Annotated in this window: 25 protein-coding genes and 1 pseudogene; 7 read left to right on the forward strand and 19 right to left on the reverse strand. The window is 73.4% G+C overall.

Annotated elements, in window-relative coordinates; translation table 11 throughout:
• The first annotated feature begins 269 nt into the window (after positions 1 to 269).
• Entirely contained in the window at positions 270 to 1,037 is a 768-nt protein-coding gene (locus ACZ4WZ_RS23460) for an NPP1 family protein (RefSeq protein ID WP_467893114.1), read from the forward strand.
• 34 nt (positions 1,038 to 1,071) lie between these two features.
• Here the strand turns inward: ACZ4WZ_RS23460 and ACZ4WZ_RS23465 are convergent, their stop codons facing one another.
• From ACZ4WZ_RS23465 to ACZ4WZ_RS23475, 3 genes are all read right to left on the reverse strand, one after another.
• Positions 1,072 to 1,575, reverse strand: coding sequence for a GNAT family N-acetyltransferase (locus ACZ4WZ_RS23465; protein WP_467893116.1), 504 nt, complete (start codon positions 1,573 to 1,575; stop codon positions 1,072 to 1,074).
• A gap of 113 nt (positions 1,576 to 1,688) precedes the next feature.
• Positions 1,689 to 2,123 carry an Rrf2 family transcriptional regulator gene (locus tag ACZ4WZ_RS23470; RefSeq protein WP_467893118.1) on the reverse strand — a complete coding sequence of 145 codons (435 nt, stop codon included), beginning with the start codon at positions 2,121 to 2,123 and terminating at the stop codon, positions 1,689 to 1,691.
• Between the two features lie 121 nt (positions 2,124 to 2,244).
• The gene (locus ACZ4WZ_RS23475; protein ID WP_467893120.1) at positions 2,245 to 2,553 is read right to left on the reverse strand and encodes a hypothetical protein; all 309 of its coding nucleotides are present in this window, start codon (positions 2,551 to 2,553) and stop codon (positions 2,245 to 2,247) included.
• A gap of 462 nt (positions 2,554 to 3,015) precedes the next feature.
• Here ACZ4WZ_RS23475 and ACZ4WZ_RS23480 point away from each other — a divergent pair, with 462 nt between their 5' ends.
• Positions 3,016 to 4,536, forward strand: coding sequence for an SDR family oxidoreductase (locus tag ACZ4WZ_RS23480; RefSeq protein WP_467893122.1), 1,521 nt, complete (start codon positions 3,016 to 3,018; stop codon positions 4,534 to 4,536).
• Between the two features lie 46 nt (positions 4,537 to 4,582).
• On the opposite strand, the gene ACZ4WZ_RS23485 is transcribed toward ACZ4WZ_RS23480, so the two are convergent.
• The 4 genes from ACZ4WZ_RS23485 to ACZ4WZ_RS23500 all read right to left on the reverse strand — a co-directional run bounded on the left by ACZ4WZ_RS23485 (position 4,583) and on the right by ACZ4WZ_RS23500 (position 7,411).
• Positions 4,583 to 5,173, reverse strand: coding sequence for a hypothetical protein (locus ACZ4WZ_RS23485; RefSeq protein ID WP_467893123.1), 591 nt, complete (start codon positions 5,171 to 5,173; stop codon positions 4,583 to 4,585).
• A 48-nt stretch (positions 5,174 to 5,221) separates the two neighbouring features.
• On the reverse strand, positions 5,222 to 5,671 hold the full coding sequence (locus ACZ4WZ_RS23490; RefSeq protein WP_467893124.1) for a PRC-barrel domain-containing protein: 450 nt from the start codon (positions 5,669 to 5,671) through the stop codon (positions 5,222 to 5,224).
• Between the two features lie 113 nt (positions 5,672 to 5,784).
• The gene (ppk2, locus tag ACZ4WZ_RS23495) at positions 5,785 to 6,765 is read right to left on the reverse strand and encodes a polyphosphate kinase 2 (protein ID WP_467893126.1); all 981 of its coding nucleotides are present in this window, start codon (positions 6,763 to 6,765) and stop codon (positions 5,785 to 5,787) included.
• A 178-nt stretch (positions 6,766 to 6,943) separates the two neighbouring features.
• Positions 6,944 to 7,411, reverse strand: a complete 468-nt coding sequence (locus ACZ4WZ_RS23500; RefSeq protein WP_467893182.1) for a ribosomal maturation YjgA family protein — start codon at positions 7,409 to 7,411, stop codon at positions 6,944 to 6,946.
• Positions 7,412 to 7,578: 167 nt separating this feature from the next.
• Between ACZ4WZ_RS23500 and ACZ4WZ_RS23505 the strand changes: the two genes are divergently transcribed.
• Positions 7,579 to 8,808 (forward strand): FUSC family protein, encoded by a 1,230-nt coding sequence (locus tag ACZ4WZ_RS23505; protein WP_467893128.1) that lies wholly within the window; start codon positions 7,579 to 7,581, stop codon positions 8,806 to 8,808.
• Here the strand turns inward: ACZ4WZ_RS23505 and ACZ4WZ_RS23510 are convergent.
• Together ACZ4WZ_RS23510 and ACZ4WZ_RS23515 are read right to left on the reverse strand one after the other, a co-directional pair.
• Positions 8,805 to 9,119 (reverse strand): annotated as a pseudogene (locus ACZ4WZ_RS23510) (NADPH-dependent FMN reductase family protein); the annotation flags it as partial. The gene ACZ4WZ_RS23505 and the pseudogene ACZ4WZ_RS23510 overlap by 4 nt on opposite strands.
• 34 nt (positions 9,120 to 9,153) lie before the next feature.
• Complete coding sequence (locus ACZ4WZ_RS23515) at positions 9,154 to 10,257, reverse strand: LLM class flavin-dependent oxidoreductase (protein WP_467893130.1); 1,104 nt, start codon at positions 10,255 to 10,257, stop codon at positions 9,154 to 9,156.
• Between the two features lie 145 nt (positions 10,258 to 10,402).
• Here ACZ4WZ_RS23515 and ACZ4WZ_RS23520 point away from each other — a divergent pair, with 145 nt between their 5' ends.
• Positions 10,403 to 10,597 carry a hypothetical protein gene (locus tag ACZ4WZ_RS23520; RefSeq protein WP_467893132.1) on the forward strand — a complete coding sequence of 65 codons (195 nt, stop codon included), beginning with the start codon at positions 10,403 to 10,405 and terminating at the stop codon, positions 10,595 to 10,597.
• A 150-nt stretch (positions 10,598 to 10,747) separates the two neighbouring features.
• On the opposite strand, the gene ACZ4WZ_RS23525 is transcribed toward ACZ4WZ_RS23520, so the two are convergent.
• The 4 genes from ACZ4WZ_RS23525 to ACZ4WZ_RS23540 all read right to left on the reverse strand — a co-directional run bounded on the left by ACZ4WZ_RS23525 (position 10,748) and on the right by ACZ4WZ_RS23540 (position 15,806).
• Entirely contained in the window at positions 10,748 to 12,343 is a 1,596-nt protein-coding gene (locus ACZ4WZ_RS23525; protein WP_467893134.1) for an NAD(P)/FAD-dependent oxidoreductase, read from the reverse strand.
• Positions 12,344 to 12,504: 161 nt separating this feature from the next.
• Positions 12,505 to 13,044: an EF-hand domain-containing protein gene (locus ACZ4WZ_RS23530; RefSeq protein ID WP_467893135.1), complete on the reverse strand. Its 540-nt coding sequence runs from the start codon at positions 13,042 to 13,044 to the stop codon at positions 12,505 to 12,507.
• A gap of 144 nt (positions 13,045 to 13,188) precedes the next feature.
• On the reverse strand, positions 13,189 to 13,872 hold the full coding sequence (locus ACZ4WZ_RS23535) for a hypothetical protein (RefSeq protein ID WP_467893136.1): 684 nt from the start codon (positions 13,870 to 13,872) through the stop codon (positions 13,189 to 13,191).
• Between the two features lie 305 nt (positions 13,873 to 14,177).
• Positions 14,178 to 15,806, reverse strand: a complete 1,629-nt coding sequence (locus tag ACZ4WZ_RS23540; protein ID WP_467893137.1) for an MFS transporter — start codon at positions 15,804 to 15,806, stop codon at positions 14,178 to 14,180.
• Positions 15,807 to 15,934: 128 nt separating this feature from the next.
• On the opposite strand from ACZ4WZ_RS23540, the gene ACZ4WZ_RS23545 reads away from it, so the two are divergent.
• Positions 15,935 to 16,384, forward strand: a complete 450-nt coding sequence (locus tag ACZ4WZ_RS23545; protein WP_467893139.1) for a MarR family winged helix-turn-helix transcriptional regulator — start codon at positions 15,935 to 15,937, stop codon at positions 16,382 to 16,384.
• Between the two features lie 21 nt (positions 16,385 to 16,405).
• Here ACZ4WZ_RS23545 and ACZ4WZ_RS23550 read toward each other — a convergent pair whose 3' ends face one another.
• The 3 genes from ACZ4WZ_RS23550 to ACZ4WZ_RS23560 all read right to left on the reverse strand — a co-directional run bounded on the left by ACZ4WZ_RS23550 (position 16,406) and on the right by ACZ4WZ_RS23560 (position 18,083).
• Positions 16,406 to 16,753, reverse strand: coding sequence for an ArsR/SmtB family transcription factor (locus tag ACZ4WZ_RS23550; RefSeq protein ID WP_467893140.1), 348 nt, complete (start codon positions 16,751 to 16,753; stop codon positions 16,406 to 16,408).
• A 174-nt stretch (positions 16,754 to 16,927) separates the two neighbouring features.
• Positions 16,928 to 17,302 carry a hypothetical protein gene (locus ACZ4WZ_RS23555; protein ID WP_467893141.1) on the reverse strand — a complete coding sequence of 125 codons (375 nt, stop codon included), beginning with the start codon at positions 17,300 to 17,302 and terminating at the stop codon, positions 16,928 to 16,930.
• Between the two features lie 118 nt (positions 17,303 to 17,420).
• A complete protein-coding gene (locus tag ACZ4WZ_RS23560; protein WP_467893143.1) occupies positions 17,421 to 18,083 on the reverse strand; it encodes a lysophospholipid acyltransferase family protein in 663 nt (220 codons plus the stop codon).
• Positions 18,084 to 18,773: 690 nt separating this feature from the next.
• On the opposite strand from ACZ4WZ_RS23560, the gene ACZ4WZ_RS23565 reads away from it, so the two are divergent.
• Positions 18,774 to 19,232 carry a peptidoglycan-binding domain-containing protein gene (locus tag ACZ4WZ_RS23565; RefSeq protein ID WP_467893144.1) on the forward strand — a complete coding sequence of 153 codons (459 nt, stop codon included), beginning with the start codon at positions 18,774 to 18,776 and terminating at the stop codon, positions 19,230 to 19,232.
• 58 nt (positions 19,233 to 19,290) lie between these two features.
• Here ACZ4WZ_RS23565 and ACZ4WZ_RS23570 read toward each other — a convergent pair whose 3' ends face one another.
• Together ACZ4WZ_RS23570 and ACZ4WZ_RS23575 are read right to left on the reverse strand one after the other, a co-directional pair.
• A complete protein-coding gene (locus tag ACZ4WZ_RS23570; protein ID WP_467893145.1) occupies positions 19,291 to 20,322 on the reverse strand; it encodes a phosphotransferase family protein in 1,032 nt (343 codons plus the stop codon).
• A 113-nt stretch (positions 20,323 to 20,435) separates the two neighbouring features.
• Complete coding sequence (locus ACZ4WZ_RS23575; protein ID WP_467893146.1) at positions 20,436 to 21,335, reverse strand: NAD-dependent protein deacetylase; 900 nt, start codon at positions 21,333 to 21,335, stop codon at positions 20,436 to 20,438.
• Between the two features lie 569 nt (positions 21,336 to 21,904).
• Here ACZ4WZ_RS23575 and ACZ4WZ_RS23580 point away from each other — a divergent pair.
• On the forward strand, positions 21,905 to 23,776 hold the full coding sequence (locus ACZ4WZ_RS23580; protein ID WP_467893183.1) for an ABC transporter ATP-binding protein: 1,872 nt from the start codon (positions 21,905 to 21,907) through the stop codon (positions 23,774 to 23,776).
• Positions 23,777 to 23,822: 46 nt separating this feature from the next.
• On the opposite strand, the gene ACZ4WZ_RS23585 is transcribed toward ACZ4WZ_RS23580, so the two are convergent.
• Entirely contained in the window at positions 23,823 to 24,668 is an 846-nt protein-coding gene (locus ACZ4WZ_RS23585; RefSeq protein WP_467893147.1) for a class I SAM-dependent methyltransferase, read from the reverse strand.
• Positions 24,669 to 24,713: the final 45 nt, after the last annotated feature.

Consider the following 24,713-nt stretch of genomic DNA (forward strand, 5'->3'; position numbering starts at 1 on the left):
CCCGGCCCCCCCCCCCCCCCCCACCTCCCCTCCCCCCCCCCCCCCCCCCCCCCCCCCCCCCCCCCCCCCCCCCTCGGCAAGGCGCCGCGCGAGCCGGATCCTGCCCAACTCGCCCCGCATTCAACCGTGTTGCGAAGCGGTGCCGCCGTGAAGAGTCGGGGCCGCGGCTCTTGTCGTGCCGTCGGCGTTCCCCAATGATGCTTCCGGCGCACCCGCCGGCCCGGCCGGGATCCGCGCTCCGCCGAACCCCGACCCGCCGGAGGCCCGCTGTGCGGACGAGTCATCACGCCCGGAGATCGTTCGTCACCGTCGGCGCCGCACTCGCGCTGGTCGTCGCCGTGCCTCAGGTGGCCTTCGCGGCTCCGCCCCCGGCGCTGCCGGCCAACGCCGACGCCATGGAGCTGGCCTTCCAGCCGGCGTACGACTACGACACGGACGGCTGCTATCCGACGCCCGCCATCGGTCCGACCGGGGTGCTGAACGGCGGCCTCAGCCCCACGGGCGCGCTCAACGGCAACTGTCACGACGCCTCGGACCTCGCCAACACCAACGGCTACGCCCGCTCGGCCTGCAACAACGGCTGGTGCGTCGTGGTGTACGCGCTGTACTTCGAGAAGGACCAGGCCATCCCCGGCATCAGCCTCGGCGGCCACCGCCACGACTGGGAACACGTCGCGGTGTGGATCCAGGGCGGCGAGGCGAAGTACGTCGCCACCTCGGCCCACGGCGACTTCAACATCCACACGCGCGACCAGATCCGCTGGGACGGCACACATCCGAAGATCGTCTACCACAAGGACGGCGCCGGTACGCACTGCTTCCGTCCGGCGAACTCCAACGACGAGCCGCCGGAGAACCACCTGCGCGCCTGGCAGTTCCCCGCTCTGGTCGGCTGGTCGGGCTACCCCGCGACGCTCCGGGACAAGCTCAGCCAGGCGGACTTCGGCAGTGCCCACTTCGGTCTGAAGGACGGTTCCTTCTCCTCCCACCTCGCCGAGGCCAAACCGGCGGGCATCCCCTTCGATCCCCACCAGTAGGCGGGGAGTAGGGGATGACGGTGCGGCCGTACGTTCAGCGGGGAGAGAAGTCGTCCCGGGCCAGGGCGTAGACGGTGCAGGGCCGGCCGAGGACCGCGTCCTCGCGGAGGCGGGTGAATCCGAGCCGCCGGGCGACGGTGGTGGAGGCGGTGTTGCCGTGATGGATCATGGCGGTGATCTGCTGGAGGCCCAGGGTCCCGAAGCCCCATTCCAGAACCGCCCGGGCCGCTTCCGTGGCGTAGCCGCGCCCCCAGTGCGCCCGGGCGAGGGTCCAGCCGGCCTCGGTCTCGTCGAACTCCTCCCACCAGTTCAGGCCGCAGCGTCCGATCACCTCGCCGGTGCCGCGCAGTTCGACGGCGCACAGTCCGTGGCCGCGCTGGTCCCACTGCCGCTGTATCGCGCGCAGGCGCGCCGCGGCTTGCTCCGGGGTGTAGCTGCCGACGAACCGGTTGACCTCCTCGTCGGCGTGGAGGTCCACCCACCATGCGGTGTCGGCTTCGGTGAGGGGGCGCAGCCGGAGGCGTTCTGTGATGATCACTGTCGTTCGCTCCTCGAGGTCGGTGGATCACATGATGTAACAAGTTGAGTTACGACAAGGGGGGAAAGGAAGGCCGGCCCCTCGGGACCGGCCTGGACGGGCCGTGCGGCGGCTCAGGTTCGGGCGACCGTCGCCCTCGCCACGTCGGCGACGGTGACGGCGGCCAGTTCGGCCCTCATCGACTCCTCCGCACGGTCGTACACCTCCCGCAGCACGGACGGGACGGCCCGCCCGACGGGGCACTCCCGGTTGGGCGGCGAGGAGTGCAGGGCGATGAGGGGCTCCGGCTCGACGGCGAGGTAGACGTCCCTCAAGGTGATCGATTCCGGAGGGCGGGCCAGCCGCCAGCCCGCACCCTGCCCGCGCTGCGACTCCACCAGTCCGGCGTCACGCAGGCTCCCGAGAGCGCGGCGGATGACGACGGGGTTGGTGTTGACGCTGAGGGCGATCTGCTCGGACGTCACGATGCCGCCGGAGCGCCCGGGGCAGTACCGCGCCATCCAGGCCAGAGCGTGCGTGGCCACGGTCATGCGGCTGCTCGTACCCATGAGACCTCCCGTGCCCGGAGCCGTCGCCCCCCTGTGTCGCAACCAATTCTGTTACGACACAGGGTCCCGTGTCCAGCCGCACCGAAGGTCCCACCCCCCGCTCGGCAGCGGTCGGCAGGGGTCAGCCGGCGCCCTGCTGGTCGACGATGTCGCAGTCGGTGTAGGCGGTCGGCCGGGTCATGAGTGCCGAGAGCGCCTGGGCCAGCTCGTTGGTCTCCGGGGCGTCGCTGTTCGCCATGGCCGCGTCATGGGATTCGAAGTGGACCACCGCGAGGTAGCGGTTGGGGTTGGCGCGGTCCTTGAGGAGGGTACGGGCGACGGGCGCACCGCTGCGCCCCTGCGTGCGGGCCCGCTCCTCGTAGGCGCGGAGCAGGTCGCGCACCTCGTCGATGCGTTCCGTCTCGAAGTCGATGATCTGCGCGAACTTCATGTCTGCGGTTCCTCCCGGGGCAGGGGGGCCTCTCAGGCGGCCTCCTGCGCCCAGCAAACACCGTCCGGCGCGGGCCACCCGGTTCACACGCTCGACGCCGTGGCGAATGCACGAGATCGGCGGGGTGCGGAAGGCCACTCTCGGGACGCGGGATGCCGGGTGCCGGATGCCGGCGCCGGCGCCGGCGCCGGTGCCGGTGCCGGTGCCGGTGCCGGTGCCGGATGATCGGATGCGGATGATCGATGCGGTGCGGACACGGATGCGGATGCGGATGCGGATGCGGATGCGGCCGAAACGACGCGGAACCGCTGCGTTTTGCGCCCCGGCGGTGCCCGGTCCACGCTCGGAAGGGTGCGGCGCCGCCGCGCCCCGCCACCCGAGGGAGGAGCTACCCCATGGCAGGTGACGAGCGGGAACGCGGGACGCGCCGGGCAGCCCGCCGCGTCGGGAGGGTGACGAGCCATGACGGCTGACCTGTGCCTGGTCACCGGTGCCACCGGCTACATCGGCGGCCGTCTGGTGCCCGAGCTCCTCGACGCCGGATACCGGGTCCGGGCGCTGGCCCGCTCACCCGAACGGCTGCGCGACCATCCCTGGGCCGACCGCGCCCACGTGGTGCGCGGCGATGTCACCGACCCGGGCTCGCTGGACGCCGCCCTGCGCGGGGTGGACGTGGCCTACTACCTGGTGCACGCCCTGAGCGCCGGCCCCGGGTTCGAGGAGCGCGACCGGGCCGCGGCCCGTCTCTTCGCCGAGCGGGCGCGGCTCGCCGGCGTACGGCGCATCGTCTACCTCGGCGGCCTCACCCCCGGTGGGCCGTCCCCCGAACGCCTCTCGCCGCACCTGCGCTCCCGCGCCGAGGTGGGCCGGATCCTGCTGGACTCCGGTGTCCCGTGCACCGTGCTGCGGGCCGCCGTGGTCATCGGCTCGGGGTCGGCCTCCTTCGAGATGCTGCGGTACCTGACGGAACGGCTGCCGGTCATGATCACGCCGAGCTGGGTGGGCACCCGGGTGCAGCCCATCGCCATCCGCGACGTGCTCCGCTACCTCGTCGGGAGCGCCCGCATGCCGCCCGAGGTCAGCCGGACCTTCGACATCGGCGGCCCGGACGTCCTCACGTACGAGGAGATGATGCAGCGCTACGCCGCTGTCGCCGAGCTCCCGCGGCGGCGGATCCTGCGCGTGCCCATGCTCAGCCCGGGCCTTTCCAGTCTCTGGATCGGCCTGGTGACACCGGTCCCCCGGGCTCTGGCCCGTCCGCTGGCGGAGTCCCTGCGCCACGAGGTGGTGTGCGCGGAGCACGACATCGCCCACTGGGTACCGGACCCGCCCGGCACCCCGCTCGCTTTCGACCGGGCGTTGGCCTTCGCCCTCGAGCGGGTCCGGGAGGCGCAGGTGAGCACCCGGTGGTCCTCCGCCTCCCTGCCCGGCGCCCCCAGCGATCCGCTGCCCACCGACCCCGACTGGGCCGGCGGCAGCCTGTACACCGACCACCGCGAGGCCGAGGTGGCGGCCCCGCCGGCCGCGCTGTGGCGGGTGGTGGAGGGCATCGGCGGTGAACACGGCTGGTACTCCTTCCCGCTGGCCTGGGCCGTCCGCGGCTGGCTGGACCGGCTGGCCGGCGGTGCCGGCATCCGCCGCGGCCGCCGCGACGCCGTCCGGCTGCGGGTGGGTGACGCGCTCGACTTCTGGCGGGTCGAGGAGATCGAGCCGGGCCGGCTGTTGCGGCTGCGCGCCGAGATGCGGGTGCCCGGTCTGGCCTGGCTGGAGATGTACGCGGAACCCCACCCGGTGCACGCGGGCCGGTCCCGCTACCGGCAGCGTGCCCTCTTCCACCCGCACGGCCTGCTGGGCCACCTGTACTGGTGGGCCGTGAGTCCCTTCCACGCGGCGGTGTTCGGCGGGATGGCCCGCAACATCGCCCGTGCGGCCGAGCAGTCCGGCACCCTTTCCGGGACGCCCGCCCGGCCGCCCCGCGGGTAGGCGGGTCATCGCCGGGTGCGGTCGGTATGCGGCAGGACGACCGCCGTCACCTGCCCCCCAGGAAGGAGCGGGCCGGGACGAAGACCTCGTGCCCGGTCGGGAAGCGGACCCGTACCCCGGACTCCGTCCACGTCGTGGATTCGATGCCCTTGGCGCCCAGGGCGGTATCGACGTCCAGCCAGTGTCCGTAGGACACGCCGGGAGACCTGCCGATCACCATCCGGTAGGACTCCCGTCCGGACAGGCTGTGCTGGTGCACCAGCGTCAGGAAGTGGGCCGACTCGTCGGAGTAGGCGATGGTCGTGGGGGCGGTGCTGCGGTACGTCACCTCGGTCCGGGGCCACCACAGGACCGTCAGGACGGTGGCGGTCAGCAGGACGCCCGCCACACCGCCCAGGAGCAGCCTGCCGATGGCGGGCGTGCGGCGGGCCGGCGTGGTCGGGCCGGGTCGGTCGGGGGTGGACGTGGTGATGGCGCTCTCCAGGTTCGACGCTGCTCCGCACCGGTCGGCCGGAGATGGTTCGGCCAGGAGGACGCAGAACCGGGGGCGGTCGGTTGTGGGCGGGGCCGGGCGGGTACGCCGGGAGGCGGTGATTCCGGGCGGATCCGGGTGCCGTTCGGCCCGAGGGGCCCGCACCGGCCCCGTTGACGGCCTCCCGCCACCCCGCCTACCTCACGGCCGCTGTCACCGCCCGGGCTGCGCCGGCCGGAGCCGGGACACGAGCGCTTCCTGGCCGGCCGTGCCTTCCCGGATGGCAGCCGCCCGGTCCATCCGCCCCCACCCCGCGCCGCTCTCGGCGTTCACCTCTTCCCGGGCGTCCCGGATCCCGTAATGCGCGAACAGCTGCTGCTCCTCCGCCACCGAGAGGACGCTGCCGCAGTCCAGCGCCGCGCAGGGGGCCCGTTCGATCAGGGAGACGGCGTACGGCAGCACCAGACGCTGGTCCTCCAGTTCCGCGTGGCGCAACGGGACGAAGACGCCTCCCAGCCCGGAGGCCCGGTCGGTGATGCGGACCCATTCGGGCCTGCCGGTGGTGTCGTCCACCAGGACGTAGTCCACCCCGCCCAGCCGCTGGCCCTGGTCCGTGTACGCCGTACACCCGACCATGGCCGTCACCTGCTCCTGCGTGATCATCGAATCCCCTTGTCCTCGTGCCGTGCGCTGCTGTCACCGCCCGGCTACCCGCACTCGGCCCGGCGAAGCGGACGAACCCGCTCCGTCCGGTGTACGGGGCACCGCCGACCGCGTCACGCGCTTCCCTCCGGAGGAGCGGGGTGCAGGCCGCGGCCCGCCGCCGGGCCGGCCAGGGAGGTGGGGGAAAGGGTGGCGGGTTCCTCTCCCGGCTCCAGCAGGGTGTCGGCGGCGCCGACGATGAGGGGGTCGGGCTGGCCGACGGCCCGGTCGTCCTTGTTGTCGTAGTCGACGCGCCACAGCAGGTAGCGCATCGCGGCCAGCCGGGCCCGGCGTTTGTCGTTGCTCTTGACCACCGTCCACGGCGCCTCGGCGGTGTCGGTCGCGCGGAACATCTCCACCTTGGCGACGGTGTACGCGTCCCACAGGTCCAAGGAGGCGAGGTCGGTCGGGGACAGTTTCCACTGGCGCACCGGATCGACCTGCCTGATCGCGAAACGGGTGCGCTGCTCCGCGCGGGAGACCGAGAACCAGAACTTGACCAGCAGCGTCCCGTCCTCGACCAGCATGGCCTCGAAAGCCGGGCACTGCCGCAGGAAGAGGGCGTGCTCCTCCTCGGTGCAGAAGCCCATGACCTTCTCGACGCCCGAGCGGTTGTACCAGGAACGGTCGAAGAAGACGATCTCTCCCTTGGCCGGGAGGTGGGCGATGTACCGCTGGAAGTACCACTGCCCCGCCTCCCGCTCGGTCGGCTTGTCGAGGGCGACGATCCGAGCGCCCCGGGGGTTGAGCCGTTCGGTGAACCGCTGGATGGTTCCGCCCTTGCCCGCGGCGTCCCTGCCTTCGCAGATCACCACCAGCCGGGCCCCCGAGGCCTTCACCCAGCGCTGCAGCTTGAGCAGCTCGATCTGCAGGACCCGCTTCGTCCTTTCGTACTCCTTCCGGCCGATCTTGCGGTCGTAGGGGTAGTTCTCGCGCCATGTGCGGATGGGAGCGCCGTCCGCCTCCAGCAGCACGGGCTGTTCCGGCTGGCTCGTGTCCACCCGCAGGCCCGCGAGCAGGTCATCGGCCTTCGGTTCGTTCCGCATACCGTCCATGCCCCGTACCTACCCGGCAACGGCGCCCTCACGTGCGCCGCCGGCAACACCCCCGCAAGGGGCGCCTGGTGTCCCTGCCGGGCGGTGCGGGAGCCGCGCCCGCCCACCCGGCACGAGGGTCACGGCAGCCGGCCGGTTGCGGGACGCACTGCGCCGCAGCCAGGAGGGGTGTTCGGCTTCAGGGGGCGCCGTGTGCCCGGACGGGTCCCTTCGTCCTCCGGCCGGCCCGTTCGACGGCCCTGCGGTTCATCGCCGTGTGCAGGAGCCAGCCGGCTGCCGCGCCGACGGCGTACCAGAGGAGATCGGGTGCGTTGAAGGTGGAACCGAGTACCAGCCGGGCGACGACGCTGCGCTGCGAGAGTTCCGCGGGCAGGGTGCTGAGCTGGAGGAGTTCGACGGCCCAGCTCGCGGCCAGCGCTGACGCGGCGGCGCGCGCGGGCGGCATCCGGGGCGCGGCCAGGACGATGAGGGCGAGCAGCAGGACGGTGTACAGCGCGTCTCCGCCGTACTTGGCCACGCTGCCCGCCGCCACGGCCCTCAGCCCCAGCCCCGCGCCGACGGTCACCACCGCGGCCGCGGCGGCGGCCCGACGGATCCGTACGGCCTCGGGGGCGGGTCCGGCGGCGCGGTCACGGGTTCGGGTCAGGGGGTCCACGGGGTCATCCTGCCTCAGCGGTGCGGGGCGCTCCGGCGCCGGACCCCGGCGGCGTGCTCCCGGGATCGGGGCGGAGGCCGGGCCGGCCGGGAGCGGCGCCCCCGTGATCGCGGCAACCCGAACGTGATCATCGCGGCCGACGGGGAACAGGGGAAGGTATGCCCCGACTCGCACGCCCCTTCCCTCCCTCCCGTCACCTCCTGCGCCGGCTGCTGTCCTGGCGCCGGGACCCCGTGGTGGTGCAGAGCGTCCGGTCGACCGGGGCCGCCGTGGTGTCGTACGTCGTCGCGCTCCGGCTCAGCCACGAGCCCGCGCCGCTGACGGCCCCGCTCACCGCCCTGCTCGTGGTCCAGGTGACCCTGTACTCGACCCTCACCACCGGGGTGCGCCGCGTGAACTCGGTCGTGGCCGGGGTCCTGATCGCGATCGGCTTCAGCGCGCTCGTGGGCCTGACCTGGTGGAGCCTCGGGCTGGTCATCCTGGCCTCGCTGGTGGTGGGACACCTGGTCAGAGTGGACGAGTTCGTCCCCGAGGTGGCGATCAGCGCGATGCTGGTCCTCGGCGTCACCCGGGTGGCCGACACCGCCTGGGACAGGGTGCTGGAGACGCTGATCGGCGCGGTCGTCGGGCTCGGCTTCAACCTGCTGTTCGCCCCGCCGGTCTGGGTGGAGCCCGCCAGCCGGGCCATCGACGACCTCGCCTCCCGCATGGCCGCGCTCATGACCGGGATGTCGGACGAACTCACCGGGCGCACCACCGTCGCCGGGACCGCGCTGCGGCTGCACGAGGCACGCCGGCTCGACAACGACATCGCCGAGGTGGACGCCGCCCTGCGCCAGGCGGAGGACAGCCTGCGCATGAACCCGCGCGTACGGGAAGGGCTGATGTTCCGGCTGGTCCTGCGTACGGGCCTGGACACGCTCGAGATCTGCGCGGTGGTCCTGCGCGTCTCGGCGCGGGCGCTCACCGACCTGGCGAAGGCCCGCGCCGACGAGCCCCTGTTCACCCCTGCGGTGACCGCGGCCCTGCAGGACCTCTTCGGGCACATGGCACTCGCCGTGCACAGCTTCTCCCGGCTGATCACCGCCCAGGTCACCACGAACGCCGAGGAGCAGGAGGAGCGGCTCACGCGCGAGCTGGGGATGGCGCGGGAGAGCCGGGACCTGCTGGCGCGCCTGCTGCTGGAGCAGCTGCACACCTCACCGGCGCAGTGGCAGCTGCACGGCGCCCTGCTCGCCGACATCGACCGGGTGCTGGACGAACTCGACGTGGACAAGCGGTCCCAGCGGCTCATGGAGGAACTGGACCGGCACTCCCGGCTGCGCCACGAGCGCGGCAGCCGGGTCCACCGCGCGGTACGCCGGGTGGGCCTCCGCCGGCCCGGCTAGTGTGCCCGCAGCGCGGCCAGTCGCTGTTCGAAGGGCACCGCCGTGAAGCCGTCGGCCGGGTCCACCGAAGTGACCGCCCCCGTAGCGGAACGGGGCGCGACCGCGGCGGCGGTGGCCGCGTCCGGGGCGTCGCCCCCGGCGGAGGTCATGGAGCGCGCCAGCTCCGCGCCCGCACGGGTGAGCCGCTGCGCCAGTCCCTCCTCGCTCCGGTCCTCCGAGGCCGCGTACACGGCGGTCGGTACGACGAGCGGGCGCAGGGCGTGTTCGGTGACCAGGGAGTGCCGGGCGGTGCCGCCCGTCGCGCCGACGAGGGCGAGCTCAGCCCCGCCGATACGACGACGAGCTTCATGCCCGTCCCTCCCCCGTCGTGGTGGTGTTCCGGGCCGCCGCCACGCGGGCCGCGTGCGTCGGCGCGTCCGGCACACCGGCCGGGCGCAGGTTCGCGAACTCCTTGCGGAGCACCGGGACGACCTCCTCGCCCAGCAGGTCGAGCTGCTCCAGGACGGTCTTCAGGGGCAGGCCCGCGTGGTCGAGCAGGAACAGCTGGCGCTGGTAGTCGCCGGCGTAGTCCCTGAAGGAGAGGGTCCGCTCGATGACCTGCTGCGGCGAGCCGACGGTCAGCGGGGTCTGGGAGGTGAACTCCTCGAGGGAGGGGCCGTGGCCGTACACCGGCGCGTTGTCGAAGTAGGGGCGGAACTCGCGGACCGCGTCCTGCGAGTTCCTGCGCATGAACACCTGGCCGCCGAGTCCGACGATGGCCTGCTCGGGGGTGCCGTGCCCGTAGTGGGCGTACCGCTGGCGGTAGAGGTTCACCATCTGCCGGGTGTGGGAGGCCGGCCAGAAGATGTTGTTGTGGAAGAACCCGTCGCCGTAGTACGCGGCCTGCTCGGCGATCTCCGGCGAGCGGATGGAGCCGTGCCACACGAAGGGGGCGACGCCGTCGAGCGGGCGCGGGGTCGAGGTGAAGGACTGGAGCGGCGTACGGAACTTGCCGTTCCAGGTGACCACGTCCTCGTCCCACAGGCGGCGCAGCAGTGCGTAGTTCTCGATGGCGAGGTCGATGCCGTCGCGGATGTCCTTGCCGAACCAGGGATAGACCGGACCGGTGTTGCCGCGTCCCGTCATCAGGTCGACGCGTCCGTCGGCGATGTGCTGGAGCATCGCGAAGTCCTCGGCGATCTTCACCGGGTCGTTCGTGGTGATCAGCGTCGTGGACGTGGACAGGATCAGCTTCTCGGTGCGCGCGGCGATGTAGCCGAGCATCGTCGTCGGCGAGGAGGGGACGAACGGCGGGTTGTGGTGCTCACCGGTGGCGAAGACGTCGAGGCCGACCTCCTCGGCCTTCTCCGCGATCGCGAGCATCGCCTTGATCCGCTCGTGCTCGGCGGGCGCACGTCCGGTCGTCGGATCGGGCGTGACGTCACCGACGGTGAAGATCCCGAACTGCATGGCTCCCCTTCCCAAGATTGTTCATGATTCAACCATACTGGGAACGGAAAGAGGGGACCGCGGTATTCCCGCAGGAGTGCGGGTGCACTGCCGCGGGGGCGCGCGTCGCAGGCCTGGATGACGGCACGGCGGGTAGGCGCGGTGCATGACCGACGAGAAGACCTCCTGGCACCCGGGCGAGATCGTGCCGGCCAGCGGGATCTACGAGTGCGACTGCGGCGGCGAGCACCACTGGAGCACCGATGTGAAGGGGCACCGCTTTCCGCCGCTGCAGGACGTGTGCCTGGGCGAGTACTGGACGCTGAAGACGCAGGCGCATCCGGAGGACGAGCCCCGCTGACCGCCGCGCCCCCACTCCCGGCGCGCCCGACCGCCGCGGCCGGACCGGGCTTCGGCACGCCGTGTGCCCGTACGGAGTCGCCGTGGCCATGTGTGCGCCCGGCCGGACGCCGTGACCGAACGGGCGGTCACGGCGGCCGGCCGGGTCCGGTCAGAAGCCGCATGCCGCTCGCGCGTCCCGGAAGCGGTCGGGGTGCCGCCGCCGGTACTCGACGAGGGACTGGGCGACCGCGGCACCCTCGCCGACCGCGGCACCGACCCGCTTGACGGATCCGGACCGGACGTCACCCACCGCGAACACCCCCGGCACGCTGGTCTCCATCTGCAGCGCGCCCGGGCCGGCTCCGCCGCTTCCAGTCAGGACGTAGCCGCGCTCGTCGAGCTTCAGCGCGCCGCCCAGCCACTCGGTCGAGGGCCGGCCGCCGATGAGGACGTACAGGCAGTGCGCGGTGACGGCCCGCTCGCCGCCGTCGCGCTCGCGCAGCCTCAGCCCGGTGAGCGTCGCCCCGCCGAGGCACTCGGCCACCTCGGTGCCCAGCAGGACCCGCAGACCCGGGGTCCGCTCGATGCGCTGCACCAAGTAGCTCGACATGGAGGCGCCGAGGTCGGTGCCCCGTACGAGCAGGGTGACTGAGCGGGCGTAGCGCGCGAAGTAGAGGGCGGCCTGTCCGGCGGAGTTGCCCGCGCCCACCATGTACACGTCCTCCCCGACGGTGGAGGGGGCGTCGGACAGGCACGAGCCGTAGTACACCCCCGAGTGGAGGAGGCGGTCGACGCCGGGAGCGGTCAGGCGGTTCCAGTCCACTCCGGTGGCGACCACCACCGCGGCGGCGGTGACCGAGGCCGTCTCCTGCGTGCCGGCCTTGACGAACTCGACGCGGTGGTCGCCCGTGCCGGTGGGGGTGACCCGGCTGGCCACCCGGGTCGGCTGCCACTCGACGCGTGCCCGGCGGGCCTGTTGCAGGGCGCGCTGGGCCAGGTCGCCGCCGGTGAGGCCCACGGGGAACCCGAGGTAGTTCTCGATCCGCGAGGTCGATCCCGCCTGCCCGCCGGGCGCGTCGTCCTCGATCACGACGACGCTCATGCCCTCCGCGGCGGCGTACACGGCCGCGGACAGGCCCCCGGGACCGCCGCCGATCACGGCGACGTCGTAGTGGTCCTGCTCGGCCGGCCGGATGAGGCCGAGCCGCTCGGCCAGCTCGCTGATCGAGGGGTCGGTCATCCGGGTGCCGTCGCCGAGCCGGACGGTCACCGGGGCCTCCCGCCCCTCCTCCTCGGGCAGCCAGCGGAAGATCACGCCGCTGCGGCCGAGGAAGTCGCGCACCGCGTAGGCGGCGGGCGAGAAGCGGCTTCCGCGCACCTCGGCGGTCGGCAGGTCGCCGTGGCAGTCCGCGTTCCAGGTGCACAGGGAGTCGTCGAGCGCGCCGCGGAGGTGCTCGGCCCGCTCCTCGTCGCTCCGGGACCCGCCGCGGGCGCCGGGTACGGCGCCTGAGGGCCCGGCCAGGGGCAGCCAGCGCACACCGGGGTGGGCGGCGCCGGGCTCGGGGGCCTCGTCGGCGAGCACGGCCGCGACGGGTACGTTCCGATCGGCCAGTGAGTGCAGCGCCCGGACCACCTCCGCCGGCCCGCCGACCTGCAGCACGCGGAACGACGTCCGGTACCAGCTTTGCACCAGTTCGGCCGTCTCGTGCCGGCGGAGCGGATCGGAGTCGGAGAGAACGATCACCGGCAGTGCGGCATCGGCCATCAAGGGGTCCTCCAGGGTTGTGCGAAGATCGGCTTCCCTCCGGTCAACGAGCGGGGACGCGATACGAATCGGCCGCGCAGCGGCCGCCGCGGGCCGGCGGGAACGCTCCCCGGACAGGGGGCGGGGAGCCCGCGGTGCCGCTCCCCGCCCCCGGGCGCGTCTCAGAGACGGCCGAAGAACTGGTTCCCGCGGGCCGCGTGGTTCTCGCTCGTGTAGTACTCCTTCATCGCGGAGCTGATCTCCTCACGGCTCAGCTGCCCGTCGCCGTCGACGTCCAGCCGGTCGAAGGCCTCGTCGCAGGTCTGGTGGGGCAGGCGGAACATGCCGTGCAGCAGGGAGGTGTACTCGTCACGGCTCAGCATGCCGTCGCCGTCACGGTCGCCGAGCTCGGTCCAGGCGTTGCTCATGTTCCTGATCCGCTCCCAGATCCGGTTCTGGTCCGTGACGATCCGCGCCCGGAACGCCGCCCGGAACTCCTGCCGGTCGACTCCGCCGTCGTCGTTCCGGTCCATCCGCTGGAAGACGGTGTCCCAGAGTTCCGCCAGCGAGTCGCGGAGCCCGGCCACGGCGTCCGGGGCGAGACCGAGCGACTCGGCGAGCCTGTCCGAGAGGCCGATGACGTCCGACTTGTCGAGCCGCCCGTCTCGGTCCGAGTCGAAGACGTCGAACGACCGGTCCAGCTTCATGTCCAGAACGCTCATGACACCATCCCCTTCACTGCACGTAGCCGCACCGCCACGGTGCGAAGCGGGCCCAGGAAACCACAGGCCGTGGCCTGCCCGCATGGAAGGAACCGGATGAATGGGCATTCCGGGTGACGGCGCCCGCCCGGGACCCGAGCCGGCTCACTTCCCTCCGGCCTCCGTCTGGGGGCGCCGCTGGTGGCGCAGCCAGGCCGTCAGGGCGGCCTGGAGCTCGGCGACTTCGCGGTGCGTGAGGTCCTCGCCGACGGCACCGGCGTGCAGGCGCACGCCGGTGCCGGTGACGGTCCATCCGGCGCCGCGCCTCGGGCGGGAGGCGAGGCTGCGGCCGTCGGCGAGGGTGGTCAGCGCCTGGCGGACCGCCGGGGGGATGCCGGCCGGGCCGGGCGGGAGGGCGGTGCGGGGTCGTGGGATGAGGCCGATCGCGGCGTGGAAGGCGGTCAGGGCGTCGTCGAGCGTTCCGGGGCCGGCGGGGGCGGCGCCGGTGAAGTCGGCGATCAGCTCCGGATGGGCCCGGGGTGCGTGCTCGCCCCACGGGCGGGGGTGGAGTGGGTGTTCGTCGGTGTCGAGGCGGACGCAGACCGGCGGGATCAGCTCCCGGCCGTACCCCTGGTGGACCAGCCCCGCGTACACCCGGCGCAACGTCGCGGCCTGACGCGGCACCGGATGCGGGTCCGGGCCTGCCGGAGCCTGCGGCCGTGAAGGGCGCGGCGGCAGCCCGAGGAGGCCACGGCTGTGGTGCAGGACGCCGGCCTGTGTGAGCACCACCGTGGCCTGCCGGCCCTTCCTGTCCCAGCCGAGCCGGAACCCCACCACCACGGTCCCCATCCACCCGCTCCTCCCCGGCCGCCACCGGGGGCCGGCCGTCCCGCAGCACGGTAGCCACGGCCGCGTGCCCCCCGGGCGGGCATCCGCGAGGTCGCCCCCCGGCGGGGCCGTGTGTGCTACGGCGCACCGCCCGGCGACGGCTCCACCCCGGGGGCCGCACCCCCGGCCGGAAGGAAGACGGGATCGCCCTTCCGGAAGCGGCTGCGCTGACCGACGCCGGGCGCGGAGACCCGTACGAAGGGGCGAAGGGCCCGGCCCGCCCAGCATGTCGGTGGTGGGCGGGTGCACGCGTCGGGAGGCGGCCCTCAGCGTGGGGACTTGCGCACGGCGGTGTGGTGATCCACTCCCTTGAAGCCCTCCCGGCGGCCGGCCTCCTCCCCGGCCGGCTCCGTACGGCGTTCCGGGCGGAACCCGACGGCCAGGACCGCCGCGCCGGCCAGCGCGAAGCCCGCCGTCCAGAGCGCACCGGCGTGCATGGCGTGGAAGAAGGCGGTGTCGGCCGCCCGGGCGAGTCCGGCGTCGTGCGTGGCGGCCGCGACGTGCCTGGCGAGCTCTGCCGAAACCCGGGCCTGGAGCCGTACCTCGTCCGGCAGGCCGGTGAGGGAGCCGTCGATCGAGCGCCGGTAGACGATGGAGGTGATCGTGCCGCCGGCCGCGATGCCCAGCACGCTGCCCGTCTGGCGCAGGGTGCTGTTGACGGCGCTGCCCGCGCCGGAGCGCTCCAGCGGCAGGGAGCCCAGTACCGCTCCCGTGACGGGGGCGATCACCATGCCGATCGAGGTGCCCTGGACCACCATGACCGCCGAGTACCAGGCGATCGGTGTGGTCGCGCCGAACAGTGCCAGGGACCCCATCGCCAGGGCCGCGACGGTGAGGGAGACCGACGAGACGAGCCGGACGGACGTCCGGCGGGCCAGCCGGACGGCGATCGGCGAGCCGACGACCACTCCGAGCGCGGCCGGGAGTCCGAGGAGGGAGGCCTGGAACGCCGAGTACTGGCGGGCCCCTTGAAGGTAGAAGGCGAGGTAGAAGGAGCCGGCCGTCATGGCCAGGAAGACCAGCATCAGGGTGACGTTCCCGGCGGCGAAGCGGCGCTGTGCCAGCAGCCGGGGGTCGAAACTGGGGTGGGGGATCCGCAGCTCCGTGGCGACGAACGCCGCGATGAGGGCGATGCCCGCCGCGGTGCAGCCCCAGACGCCGGGGTGGGAGAAGGAGGCGTCCTGGCCGGCGCGGATCAGGCCGTACGCGAGGAGGCCGAGGCCGCCCGTCGACAGGACCAGCCCGGCCGGGTCGAGGCGTCGGACCTGCGGGCTGCGGAAGTTGGGCACGTACCGTGCGACGAAGCCGAGGCCGATGACGACCACCGGTACGTTCACGAGGAACACCGACCCCCACCAGAACGCCGCGAGCAGCGCCCCGGCCAGGATCGGCCCCGCGGCGATACCGACGCCGGCGAAGGACGACAGCACCCCGAAGGCCGCCGGCCGCTCCTCGGGCTCGAAGGTCCAGCTGACCACCGCCATGGTGGCCGGGACGAGCAGTGCGGCGCCGACACCCATCACGGCGCGGCCGGTGATGAGCTGGGCGGGGGTGGCGGCGTAGGCGGCGAGGGCGGAGGCGGCGCCGAACAGGGCCATGCCCGCCAGCAGGGTGTTGCGGTGGCCGAAGCGGTCGCCGAGCGCGCCGCCGGTGAACATCAGGCAGGCGAACGCCAGCGTGTAGGCGCCCGTGGCCCACTGGAGCTGGCCGGGCGTGGCGCCTAATCCCCGGACGGGGTCGGACAGCGTCTCGAAGGCCGTGGACAGGATCGTCCCGTCGAGCCAGATGAGGAGCTGGGAGAAGACGAGGACGCCGAGGATGAGACGGCGTCGGGCCGGTGGCGGTGTGGAACGGACGGGTGCCGGCGTGGATGTCGCGGGTGTGGCGGATGACATGGACGACTGCCTTCGGATCAGGAGGAGTTGGCCGCGAGCCCGGGGGTATGCTCGTCAAGTACCTGACGACGAGCACAGCGTGGCAAGTCGTCAGGTTCCTGTCAATCGCGATTTTCGGAGGTCGCCGCATGGGCGAGCAGACGCACGGCCGGGTGCTGAGCTTCCTGGTCCGCCACACCTGGCTCAGCATGCGGGCGGCGATCGGTGCCGAGCTGGAGGAGTTCGGACTGACCGTGCCGCAGTTCGCGACCCTGATGATGGTCAGGACATCCCCGGGCATGTCAGTGGCGCAGCTGGCCCGCTCGGTCGGGAGCACCCGGCAGGCCGCGAACGAGATGCTCACCGCCCTGGAACGCGACGGCCTGATCACCCGGTCCCCGCATCCCACCGATCGCAGGACGCACCAGTTGCACCTGACCGGCCTCGGGAGCACCCGCTACGAGGAGGCACTCCCGGCCGTCGTGCGCCGCGAGGCCGAGCTCGAGGAGGGGCTGCGCCCGGAGCAACGGGAAGCGGCCCTCGCCTGGATGGCGGCCGTCACCGGCGCCTGCCGCGCGCCGGCGGACCCGTGCGGCTGACGCCCTCGGGGGGCGGGTGGCCTAGGTGCGGAGGGGGGCGGGTTCCGGTTCGTTCAGCTCGGCGATCAGGGCGTTGCGGCCGGCCAGCATCTCCGTGAGGATCCTGCGGGCCGCGCGCAGGAGTTCGGCGACGTCGCCGCCGGCGAGGGCGTAGGTGACGGTCGACCCCTCGCGGGTGGAGACGACGATGCCCGAGCGTCGCAGGACGCCCAGTTGCTGCGAGAGGTTGGAGGCCTCGACGTCGATCTCGGCCAGCAGGTCCCGTACGGGCATCGGGCCGTCCTGGAGGAGCTCCAGCACGCGGATGCGGACCGGGTGGCCGAGCATCCGAAAGAACTCGGCCTTGGCCTGGTACAGCGGGACCTGCATGCCCACGACGCTCCTGTTCCCCTACGGACGGGCTCCGGCTCGGGTGGGGATCACCACCTCACCCATCGTCGCGTCCTGCCGGCCCACGCCGGACCGATGTTGACCGATTTCACATGTGCCGAGTTGAAGAGTTCTTCAACTCATGGGCATGCGCGGGCCCGACGGACACGGCGGTCAGACCTCCAGATCGGCTTCGATGCGGCTCAGCTGGTGGCGGGCCATCGCCAGGTTCGACCTGCCCCGGTCCAGCACCAGGTAGAGGAACAGACCGCCGCCCGAGCGGCTGCGCCGGATCCGGATCAGGTGGTACTGGCCGCCGAGGGTGATCAGTACGTCCTCGATCTCGTCCTGCATCCCGAGCATCTCCATCGTGCGGAGCTTCGCCCGGATGACGTCGGTGTTCCCGGCGGCGGCCACCGTCAGGTCCAGGTCCTTGCCCCCGCCGAGCGTGCCCAGGGCCATTCCGCTGGCGTAGTCCACCAGCGCCACTCCCAGGGCCCCCTCGATCGAGGTCATCGCTTCCTTCAGTGACACTTCCACGTTCGCCACGGCTGTCCTCCGTCGGTGTCATGTGCCGGGACCGGCACGGGTCTTCCGTACGGGGACGCTACCGAGCGCGCGGCTCCGTACGGCCGGATCGACGGAAATGGCGTGATTCCACCCTTCGTCACTCCGCGTACGCGGCCGGCTCGCGCAGACGCGCGGCCGCCGTGCGCCAGGCGTCGGTGACGGCCGCGTGCGCCTGGAGGGTGCGGGCGGCGGTGTCCCCGGTCAGTTCCAGCGGGTGTCCGACGTGGACGTGCAGCCTCGGCCGCCGCAGCGGGGCGGTGACGAGCCCGGCGACCTGTTTGGCCGCGCCGCCGGAGGTGACGCGCCTGGCCCCGGCCTGGCCCACCGGGACGACGGGCACTCCGGTGCGCGCGACGAGCCGGGCGAGCCCGCTGCGGAAGGCCAGGGGCGCGGCTTCGGCGGCGTCGCGGCGGGTGGGCAGACCGCCCTCGGCGTACATGAGGACCGAGCGGCCCGCCGCCAGCGCCGACGCGGCGCGGTCGAGGGCTTCGGCGGCCCGCCGGTCCCCCCGGTGGACGGGTATGTGGCCCTCCCGGACGAGCAGCCGCCCCAGGAGCGGGGTGCGCCACAGCCCGGCGGCGGCCATGACGACGGGCTCGACGCCGCAACGGCGCAGGGCGGCGAGGACCACGGCCGGATCGGCGAGGGAGGTGTGGTTGGCGACGATGACGCTGCCGGGCGGCACGTGGACGCCGGGCGCCGTGGTGACGCGGACGCGTCCGAAGGCGGGGACCAGGAGGTGGGCGAGGCGGCTGAGCATGGCGTTCTGTCCCGTTCGTGACGGCGGCTGTGAGGACTGCCCCCAGCGTCGTCGGCACGTGCCGGGGCCGCCTGAGTCGTCGTACTCAGACGCGCCGGTCGCCCTACTCGGAGGCGGACCGCGTACGGCCGGCCGGGCATCGGCGCCTGCTCCGGAGCTCCTCCACGTCGACGAACGCGGTCTCGTCCCGCCCCGGCGGTGAGGAAGGCGTCCACCGCCGGGGCGGAGGCGAGGCGGGCCTGCCAGGTGTTGACGACCTCGTACAGCCCGGCGAGGGAGAAGGTGCACCGTTCAACGGGCGCCGGCTGACGAACGGTTCGACGGTTCCGGGCACGCCGCCGGGGCCGGGCACGCCATGGCCGGCCCCGGCGGGGCCCCCTCGCGGTCACGCGTGCGCCCCACGCTCGGGCAGAACCGGTCATCCTGCGGTCGCGGAGCGCCGGTCCCGGGACGAGAAGTAGTCACGGAGTCCGCGCTCATGAGGTCGCGGCTGTCGTGCCAGGGGCCTTGAGGTCGCCGAACGCCCTGGGCCTGGTGCCGGGGCGGGTGGCTCTCGGTCAGGTCTGCGGCGGGCCGGTTTGACGGGCAACCCTCCGCGCCCGGCTCGCCCCGCCCGCGGCGGTGCTGATAGATCCCTCCCTGTACGCAGTCGACCCGGGCGACCACCCCATCGGAAGAACGGGAACAGCCATGCTCACACGCGCGAAGGCCGCTGTCGGTATCACGGCCGCCGGTCTGGCCCTCGGTCTGACCGGCGCCCTCGCCGGTGCGACCGCGGCCACCGCGGCGCCGGTACCTCAGGCGACCGTCGGGACCGTCACCGTCCAGGCCGTCGACAACCTCGGCCTCAGCACCGGCGAAGCCATGAGCGTGCAGTGTTACGTCCGCATCGCCGGATTCAGCCCCGGCTCCATTGACGGCCGGCTCGGCTCCGACAGTTGGAAGGCCTGGCAGCGCTTCCTCAACGACCGCGGGTACCCGGCCGGGGCCGTCGACGGCGAGGTCGGGCCCCGCACCATCCGCGGCCTCCAGAAGTTCCTCAACTACGTGGGCTACGACACCGGCGGCGTGGACGGCGTCGCCGGAAAGAAGACCAGGGCCGCCTGGAAGGCGTTCTCGCACATCGGCGACAACGGAACGTGGTGCTGACACCTCGCGCTCCCGGCGTCCCGGGCACGTGCCCGGGACAGCCCTTGCCGACCGGCCGCTACGGTCGCCTCGTCGGGAGCGGGCGGAGGCCGGGCCAGCGGGCGAGCACGCGTCGGCGCATGCCGGTGCTGAGGCGGCTCACGCTGCCGAGCGCGGCATGACCATCCGTCATGTCCGCGACGACAGCCAGCCGGTGGACGAGCCGTTCCCTGGCCGTGGCCGTGCCCCACTTCCAGTCCTCGTGCGGGATCCGGGCCAGGTGATCGGCGCTCTGGCGGCGAGCCCGTTCCACCAGTCCGTCGCCGCGGAGCAGCCAGCCTGCGCACGCGTCGGTGAGGTCGGTCGGGGCTTCCGAGCCGGTCGCGGTGCGCCACGCGTCGCGGTACGCGTCCTCCGCCCGTTCCAGCAGCCGCTCCGGTGCCGAAGTGACGCACCAGCAGGTCGGAAAGCCGATGCGCAGGTACGCGAGCTCCATCGAGCCGCTGCCCAGTGAGGCTTGCTCGAAGTCGACGAATCCGACCCCCGTGTCGGTGTGGAGATCGTTTCCGGGGCAGGGGTCCCCGTGGAGCAGGGCATGCCCGTCCGTCCGGGCGAGCCGCTCCACCAGCTCCTGGAGTTCGCCGCGGGCGCCGGGCGGCACAGGAACCTCCAGGGCCGCGGCCAGCCGTAGGAAGGCGTCGACGTCGGCCTGGTCCGGGCCCTGCCACCGGGGCAGCGACCCGGCGTCCTCCGGGCGGCCTGTGGCATGCAGCCGTGCCAGCGCCTCCGCATGGCCGACGATCCAGTCGTCGGCCGGGCGTCGGTGATCCAGATGCTCCAGCACCAGCACCCGCTCGCCGGGATCGGTCGCCAGCAACGCGGGCACCACGGGAGCCTCCGCCCGGGCGGCGAGCCGCAGGGCCGTCACCTCTCGGACGTACCGCTCGTCGGCGTCAGGACCGCCGACGATCTGCTTCACCACCACCGTCGCCTCGGGCAGCAGGACGCGCCACACCCGCGAGCGGGGGCTGCTGCCCAGCCTGCGCCAGCGTACCGGCGGTCCCAGCTCGGCCCGTAACGCGTCCCCGAAGGGCAACAGTCGCAACCACATGCGCCCACCCTCCCATGGGACCGGTGCCACATCGTGCCCGCGTCGACACGGCCAACTGGGCACCAGGGCACATCCCGGCGGATTCCGTGCGGATCGACGGAGACGCGGCGGCTTCAGGCCGTCGGCCGGCCGTCCACGGGGATGTCGAGCCGCTCGGCGACGGTGGTGAGGGCGGCCCCCAGAGGGAGTGCGATCCGCGTGGCGGCGTACCGGTCGCCGCGGGTCGGGTCCTGGTTGACGATCAGTACGGGCTTTCCGGCCCGGGCCGCCTCGCGGACGAACCGGAGTCCGGACATCACCGTCAGGGAGGAGCCGAGGACCAGCAGCGCGGTGGCCTCGCCGACCAGTTCGCGGCAGCGTTCGACCCGCCGCGCGGGGACGGACTCGCCGAAGAAGACCACGTCCGGTTTGAGGATGCCGCCGCATCGCGTGCAGGGCACCACGCGGAAATCGCCGACCTGCCGGTCCGTGAGGTCGGCGTCACCGTCCGGATTCATCGCGGCGGCCACCGGCTCGAACCCCCGGTTGGCCTGCTCCAGCCGGCGGGCGAGTCCGTCTCGCGAACCGGCGTCCCCGCAGCCGAGGCAGACGACCCGCGACAGGTTTCCGTGGAGCTCCACCACCCCGTCGCTGCCGGCCGCCCGGTGCAGGCCGTCGACGTTCTGGGTGATCACCCCGGCGAGCAGGCCGTGCCGTCCGAAGGCCGCCACCGCCCGGTGGCCGGCGTTGGGCCGGGCCCGGCCGAAGGTGCGCCAGCCGAGGTGGCTGCGCGCCCAGTACCGGCGGCGGGCCTGAGCGTCGGCGGTGAAGTCCTGGTAGGTCATCGGGGTGTGCCTGGTCAGGCTCCCGCCCTCGCCGCGGTAGGCGGGGATCCCGGACTCGGTGGAAATGCCCGCGCCGGTGAGCACCAGCACCCCTCCGGTGCCGAGCGCGTCGGCGACCGGGCCCAGATCGGTGGTGGCCGGCGGCGGGTTCTCGCTCGGGGTCCAGCTCAGAGTGGGGCGCATGCGCATGCTGCCAGCGTACGGAGGCGGCCGGGTACGGGCACCCGGCCGGCTCCCCCGCCGGGCCGCCGGGCGGGCGCGGCGGCCGTACCGGCGGATCCGGCAATCCCCCGTGCGGGCGACCCGGCCCTGTTCGAGCGAGTTTCAACGCCGCCCGCGCAGACCCCGCACGCCCGGCGGCCCCGTCCAGAACATGCGTCCACCGGCTGCCCCCGGATCCGCCGTTACGGACCCGATCGGGAGCCGTTTCTAGAGCACCAGTACCAGTCGTGAGCCCATCCGGAGGATGCCGTGCATATCGTGCCCACCCGCCCCACAGACCCCACCGAATTCGAACGTCCCCGCCCTCCGGCCCGCCTCCGCGCGCGCCACGGCCACCGGGTTGACGGCTCCGCGGGCTTCGGTGGCCACCGCTCACGACCGGGTACGAGGAGGGCGGCGTGAGCGGGGCATCCGCGTCCGGGCCGGCCGCCGCCGGGGTGTCGGAGTCGGAGCAGCTGCTGTTCGGCGGGCCCCTGGCGTACGACATCGGCTGGGACCAGCACGAGGGGGCCTGGCTGAAGCTCGGGCTGTGGACGATGGCACGGGACCTGCCCGCCATGGTGGGCACCGTGTTACGGCTGGCCCGCCTGGCCGACGCGCCGGCGCTGCGGACGGTCCTGGGCGCCGAGCTGGGACGGGGCATCGGCCAGGCCGCCGGGCTGGTCGCGGTGAACTCGGTCCTCGGCCACCTCATGGCCGCCGGCCCGACCGCGGCCCGGCTCACGGCGGCGGTCCCCGCGCTGGTCCTCGTAGCGGCGACGGGGGTGCTCGGGTCGCTGCTGCGGTCGGCTTCCACGGCGGCGACGGGGGCGCTGGAGCCGAAGGTGCAGCGGCTGGCCACCGAGCAGTACCTGGCCCTGGGGCACCGGGTGGAGCTGACGGCGATCGAGGACGACGAGTTCCACCGGCTGATGGACGCCGCCCGCTACGGCGCCGACTCGGCCCGCCGCATGATCCGTTACTGCACCGACGTGCTCAACTCTGCGGTCTCCCTGATCGCCGCGGCCGGCGTGCTGACCGTGCTGCATCCGCTGCTGCTGCCACTGCTGGTCCTGATGACGTTCCCCAGCGCGTGGGGGGCCCTCGTCATCAGCCGTCAGCGCTACGTCTCCTTCCACTCCTTCCTCCAGCACGCCCGCGCGGGGCACCTCCTCGGCCAGCTCCTCACCCAGCAGCAGGCCGCCGCCGAGGTGCGGGTCCACGACGTCGGACCGTTCCTGCTCACCCACTTCCGCGGCATGGCCGAGACCAACGAACGCGAGCAGACCCGGCTGGCCCGCCGGGCCGCCCGGACGGGTCTGATCGCCGACGCCGCCGGGGGGCTCGCCGCCCTGGCCACGTACGGGACGCTGGGCGTACTGCTGTGGGCCGGCCGGATGGACCTCGCGGTGGCGGGGACGGCGGTGCTGGCCATCCGCACCGGGGCCGCCAGCCTCGACAGCCTGGTCCTCCAGGTCACGGAGCTGTACCAGGAGAGCCTCTTCGTCGCCGACTTCAAACACCTCTGCACCGAGGCGGAGGGCCGCACCATCCCGTCCGGCGGGACGGCGCTGCCGGAGCGGGTGCGCGAAGTACGGTTCGAGAAGGTGACGTTCACCTACCCGGGCAGCGGCTCCGGGGAATCGCCCGAGCCGGCCCTGCGGGACGTCAGCCTCACCTTCCCCATGGGGAAGGTCGTGGCGCTCGTCGGGGAGAACGGCTCCGGCAAGTCCACCCTGATCAAGCTGCTGTCCGGGCTGTACCTTCCCGACGAGGGCGGCGGGACGATCTGGTGGGACGAGGTCGACGCCCGCGGCGCGGACCGCGGTCAGATCTTCGGACGGGTCGCCCTGATGTCGCAGAACTTCTACAACTGGCCCTTCACGGCCAGGGTGAACATCGGGATCGGCCGGCCCGGCGCGCCCATCCACGACGGCGCGGTGCGGACGGCGGCCGCCTTCTCCGGCGCCGACGAGGTCCTCGCCGGTCTCCCCCGGGGCCTGAACACGCTGCTGGGGCGCGGCTACCGCGGCGGGCACCAGATCTCCGGCGGTCAGTGGCAGCGCATCGGCATCGCCCGCGCGCACTACCGCGACGCGGCGATCCTCATCGTGGACGAACCCACCAGCGCTCTCGACCCGATGGCGGAGCAGAAGGTCTTCGACCAGATCCGCGAACAGGCCACCACCGGCCAGACGATCGTGCTGATCACCCACCGGCTGCACGCGGTACGGCACGCCGATCTGATCCACGTGCTCAAGGACGGCCGCGTCGCCGAATCCGGCACCTTCGACGAGCTCATGGACGAGCGCACCGGCACCGGCGACTTCCGCGACGCCTACCTCGTCCAGGCCAACGCCTTCGCCGACCCGCTGCCCGCGCCGCGGACCGGCGGCCATGAGCGGCTGCCCGCCGGAGAACACTCGTGACCGCCCGGGCGCCGGCGCCCGGGCGGCACGGGGCGGGCGGTACCGGTCAGGCGGCGCGGGTGGCGGTCAGGAGCCAGCCGGTGCCGCGCAGCCGGACGGCGCCCTCGGCTTCGTACGCGCGGAAGGTGTCGGTCAGGCGGTCGCGGGCGCGGGCCCGCTGGGCGGGGCCGACCGCGCTCAGCAGGTGGCGGCCGGGTCCGGAGCCGAGGAGGAAGTCCGCCGCGTCGCGGGCGGTGCGGCCCCAGGTCCCCGTTGCCCGGAGGTGCTGGGCGCGGACGTCGCGCAGGCCCGCCGTACGCAGCAGGCCGGTCGCGGTGCCGGGGTCGGCGAGGGAGAACATGCCCGGTCCGCCGGGGGACCCGAAGCCGCCGGCCGGCAGGACGTCCCGCAGCGCGGTGAGTGCCGTCAGCCATTCGTTGCCCTCGGGCTCGGCCGCGCACAGGAGGGCGACGCGGCCGCCCGGCTTCAGGGCGGAGGCGATGTTGGCGAACGCCGCGGCGGGGTCGGAGAAGAACATGATGCCGAACCGGCTGATCGCGACGTCGTAGGCGGCTTCGGGCAGCGGGTGGGTCTGGGCGTCGCCGTGGGTGAAGGATATGTTGGCGATGCCCTCCCGGGCGGCGGCCGTGCGGGCCTGCTCCAGCATGGGGCCGGAGAGGTCGAGGCCGTGCGCGTGGCCGCGGCCGGCCGCCCGGGCCGCCAGCCGGGTGGTGGCGCCGGCCCCGCAGCCGATGTCGAGGACGTGCTCGTCGGGCCGGATGGAGGCGGCGGCGAGCAGGGGCCGGTCGAAGCCGGCGTTGACGGCGTTCCAGCGGTCGTGGTGGGCGGCCCAGTGGGCTCCCTCGTAGCCGTTCCATGCCCGTGCCTGGGCGGTGTTGGTGGCGGAGTGCATGCCGAAGGACCTCCGGTGGAGTGGGACACGCCTAGTATGGGCGCA

Source organism: Streptomyces sp. NPDC029122 (assembly GCF_055569445.1).

What these genes read in the sequence shown, in the direction of transcription:
- ACZ4WZ_RS23470 (WP_467893118.1), bottom strand. Translation starts at nt 2,123, where the DNA reads ATGGGTACGAGCAGCCGCATGACCGTGGCCACGCACGCTCTGGCCTGG.
- ACZ4WZ_RS23475 (WP_467893120.1), bottom strand. Translation starts at nt 2,553, where the DNA reads ATGAAGTTCGCGCAGATCATCGACTTCGAGACGGAACGCATCGACGAG.
- ACZ4WZ_RS23480 (WP_467893122.1), top strand. Translation starts at nt 3,016, where the DNA reads ATGACGGCTGACCTGTGCCTGGTCACCGGTGCCACCGGCTACATCGGC.
- ACZ4WZ_RS23490 (WP_467893124.1), bottom strand. Translation starts at nt 5,671, where the DNA reads ATGATCACGCAGGAGCAGGTGACGGCCATGGTCGGGTGTACGGCGTAC.
- ppk2 (WP_467893126.1), bottom strand. Translation starts at nt 6,765, where the DNA reads ATGGACGGTATGCGGAACGAACCGAAGGCCGATGACCTGCTCGCGGGC.
- ACZ4WZ_RS23505 (WP_467893128.1), top strand. Translation starts at nt 7,579, where the DNA reads ATGCCCCGACTCGCACGCCCCTTCCCTCCCTCCCGTCACCTCCTGCGC.
- ACZ4WZ_RS23515 (WP_467893130.1), bottom strand. Translation starts at nt 10,257, where the DNA reads ATGCAGTTCGGGATCTTCACCGTCGGTGACGTCACGCCCGATCCGACG.
- ACZ4WZ_RS23520 (WP_467893132.1), top strand. Translation starts at nt 10,403, where the DNA reads ATGACCGACGAGAAGACCTCCTGGCACCCGGGCGAGATCGTGCCGGCC.
- ACZ4WZ_RS23525 (WP_467893134.1), bottom strand. Translation starts at nt 12,343, where the DNA reads ATGGCCGATGCCGCACTGCCGGTGATCGTTCTCTCCGACTCCGATCCG.
- ACZ4WZ_RS23530 (WP_467893135.1), bottom strand. Translation starts at nt 13,044, where the DNA reads ATGAGCGTTCTGGACATGAAGCTGGACCGGTCGTTCGACGTCTTCGAC.
- ACZ4WZ_RS23535 (WP_467893136.1), bottom strand. Translation starts at nt 13,872, where the DNA reads ATGGGGACCGTGGTGGTGGGGTTCCGGCTCGGCTGGGACAGGAAGGGC.
- ACZ4WZ_RS23540 (WP_467893137.1), bottom strand. Translation starts at nt 15,806, where the DNA reads ATGTCATCCGCCACACCCGCGACATCCACGCCGGCACCCGTCCGTTCC.
- ACZ4WZ_RS23545 (WP_467893139.1), top strand. Translation starts at nt 15,935, where the DNA reads ATGGGCGAGCAGACGCACGGCCGGGTGCTGAGCTTCCTGGTCCGCCAC.
- ACZ4WZ_RS23550 (WP_467893140.1), bottom strand. Translation starts at nt 16,753, where the DNA reads ATGCAGGTCCCGCTGTACCAGGCCAAGGCCGAGTTCTTTCGGATGCTC.
- ACZ4WZ_RS23560 (WP_467893143.1), bottom strand. Translation starts at nt 18,083, where the DNA reads ATGCTCAGCCGCCTCGCCCACCTCCTGGTCCCCGCCTTCGGACGCGTC.
- ACZ4WZ_RS23565 (WP_467893144.1), top strand. Translation starts at nt 18,774, where the DNA reads ATGCTCACACGCGCGAAGGCCGCTGTCGGTATCACGGCCGCCGGTCTG.
- ACZ4WZ_RS23570 (WP_467893145.1), bottom strand. Translation starts at nt 20,322, where the DNA reads ATGTGGTTGCGACTGTTGCCCTTCGGGGACGCGTTACGGGCCGAGCTG.
- ACZ4WZ_RS23575 (WP_467893146.1), bottom strand. Translation starts at nt 21,335, where the DNA reads ATGCGCATGCGCCCCACTCTGAGCTGGACCCCGAGCGAGAACCCGCCG.
- ACZ4WZ_RS23580 (WP_467893183.1), top strand. Translation starts at nt 21,905, where the DNA reads ATGGCACGGGACCTGCCCGCCATGGTGGGCACCGTGTTACGGCTGGCC.
- ACZ4WZ_RS23585 (WP_467893147.1), bottom strand. Translation starts at nt 24,668, where the DNA reads ATGCACTCCGCCACCAACACCGCCCAGGCACGGGCATGGAACGGCTAC.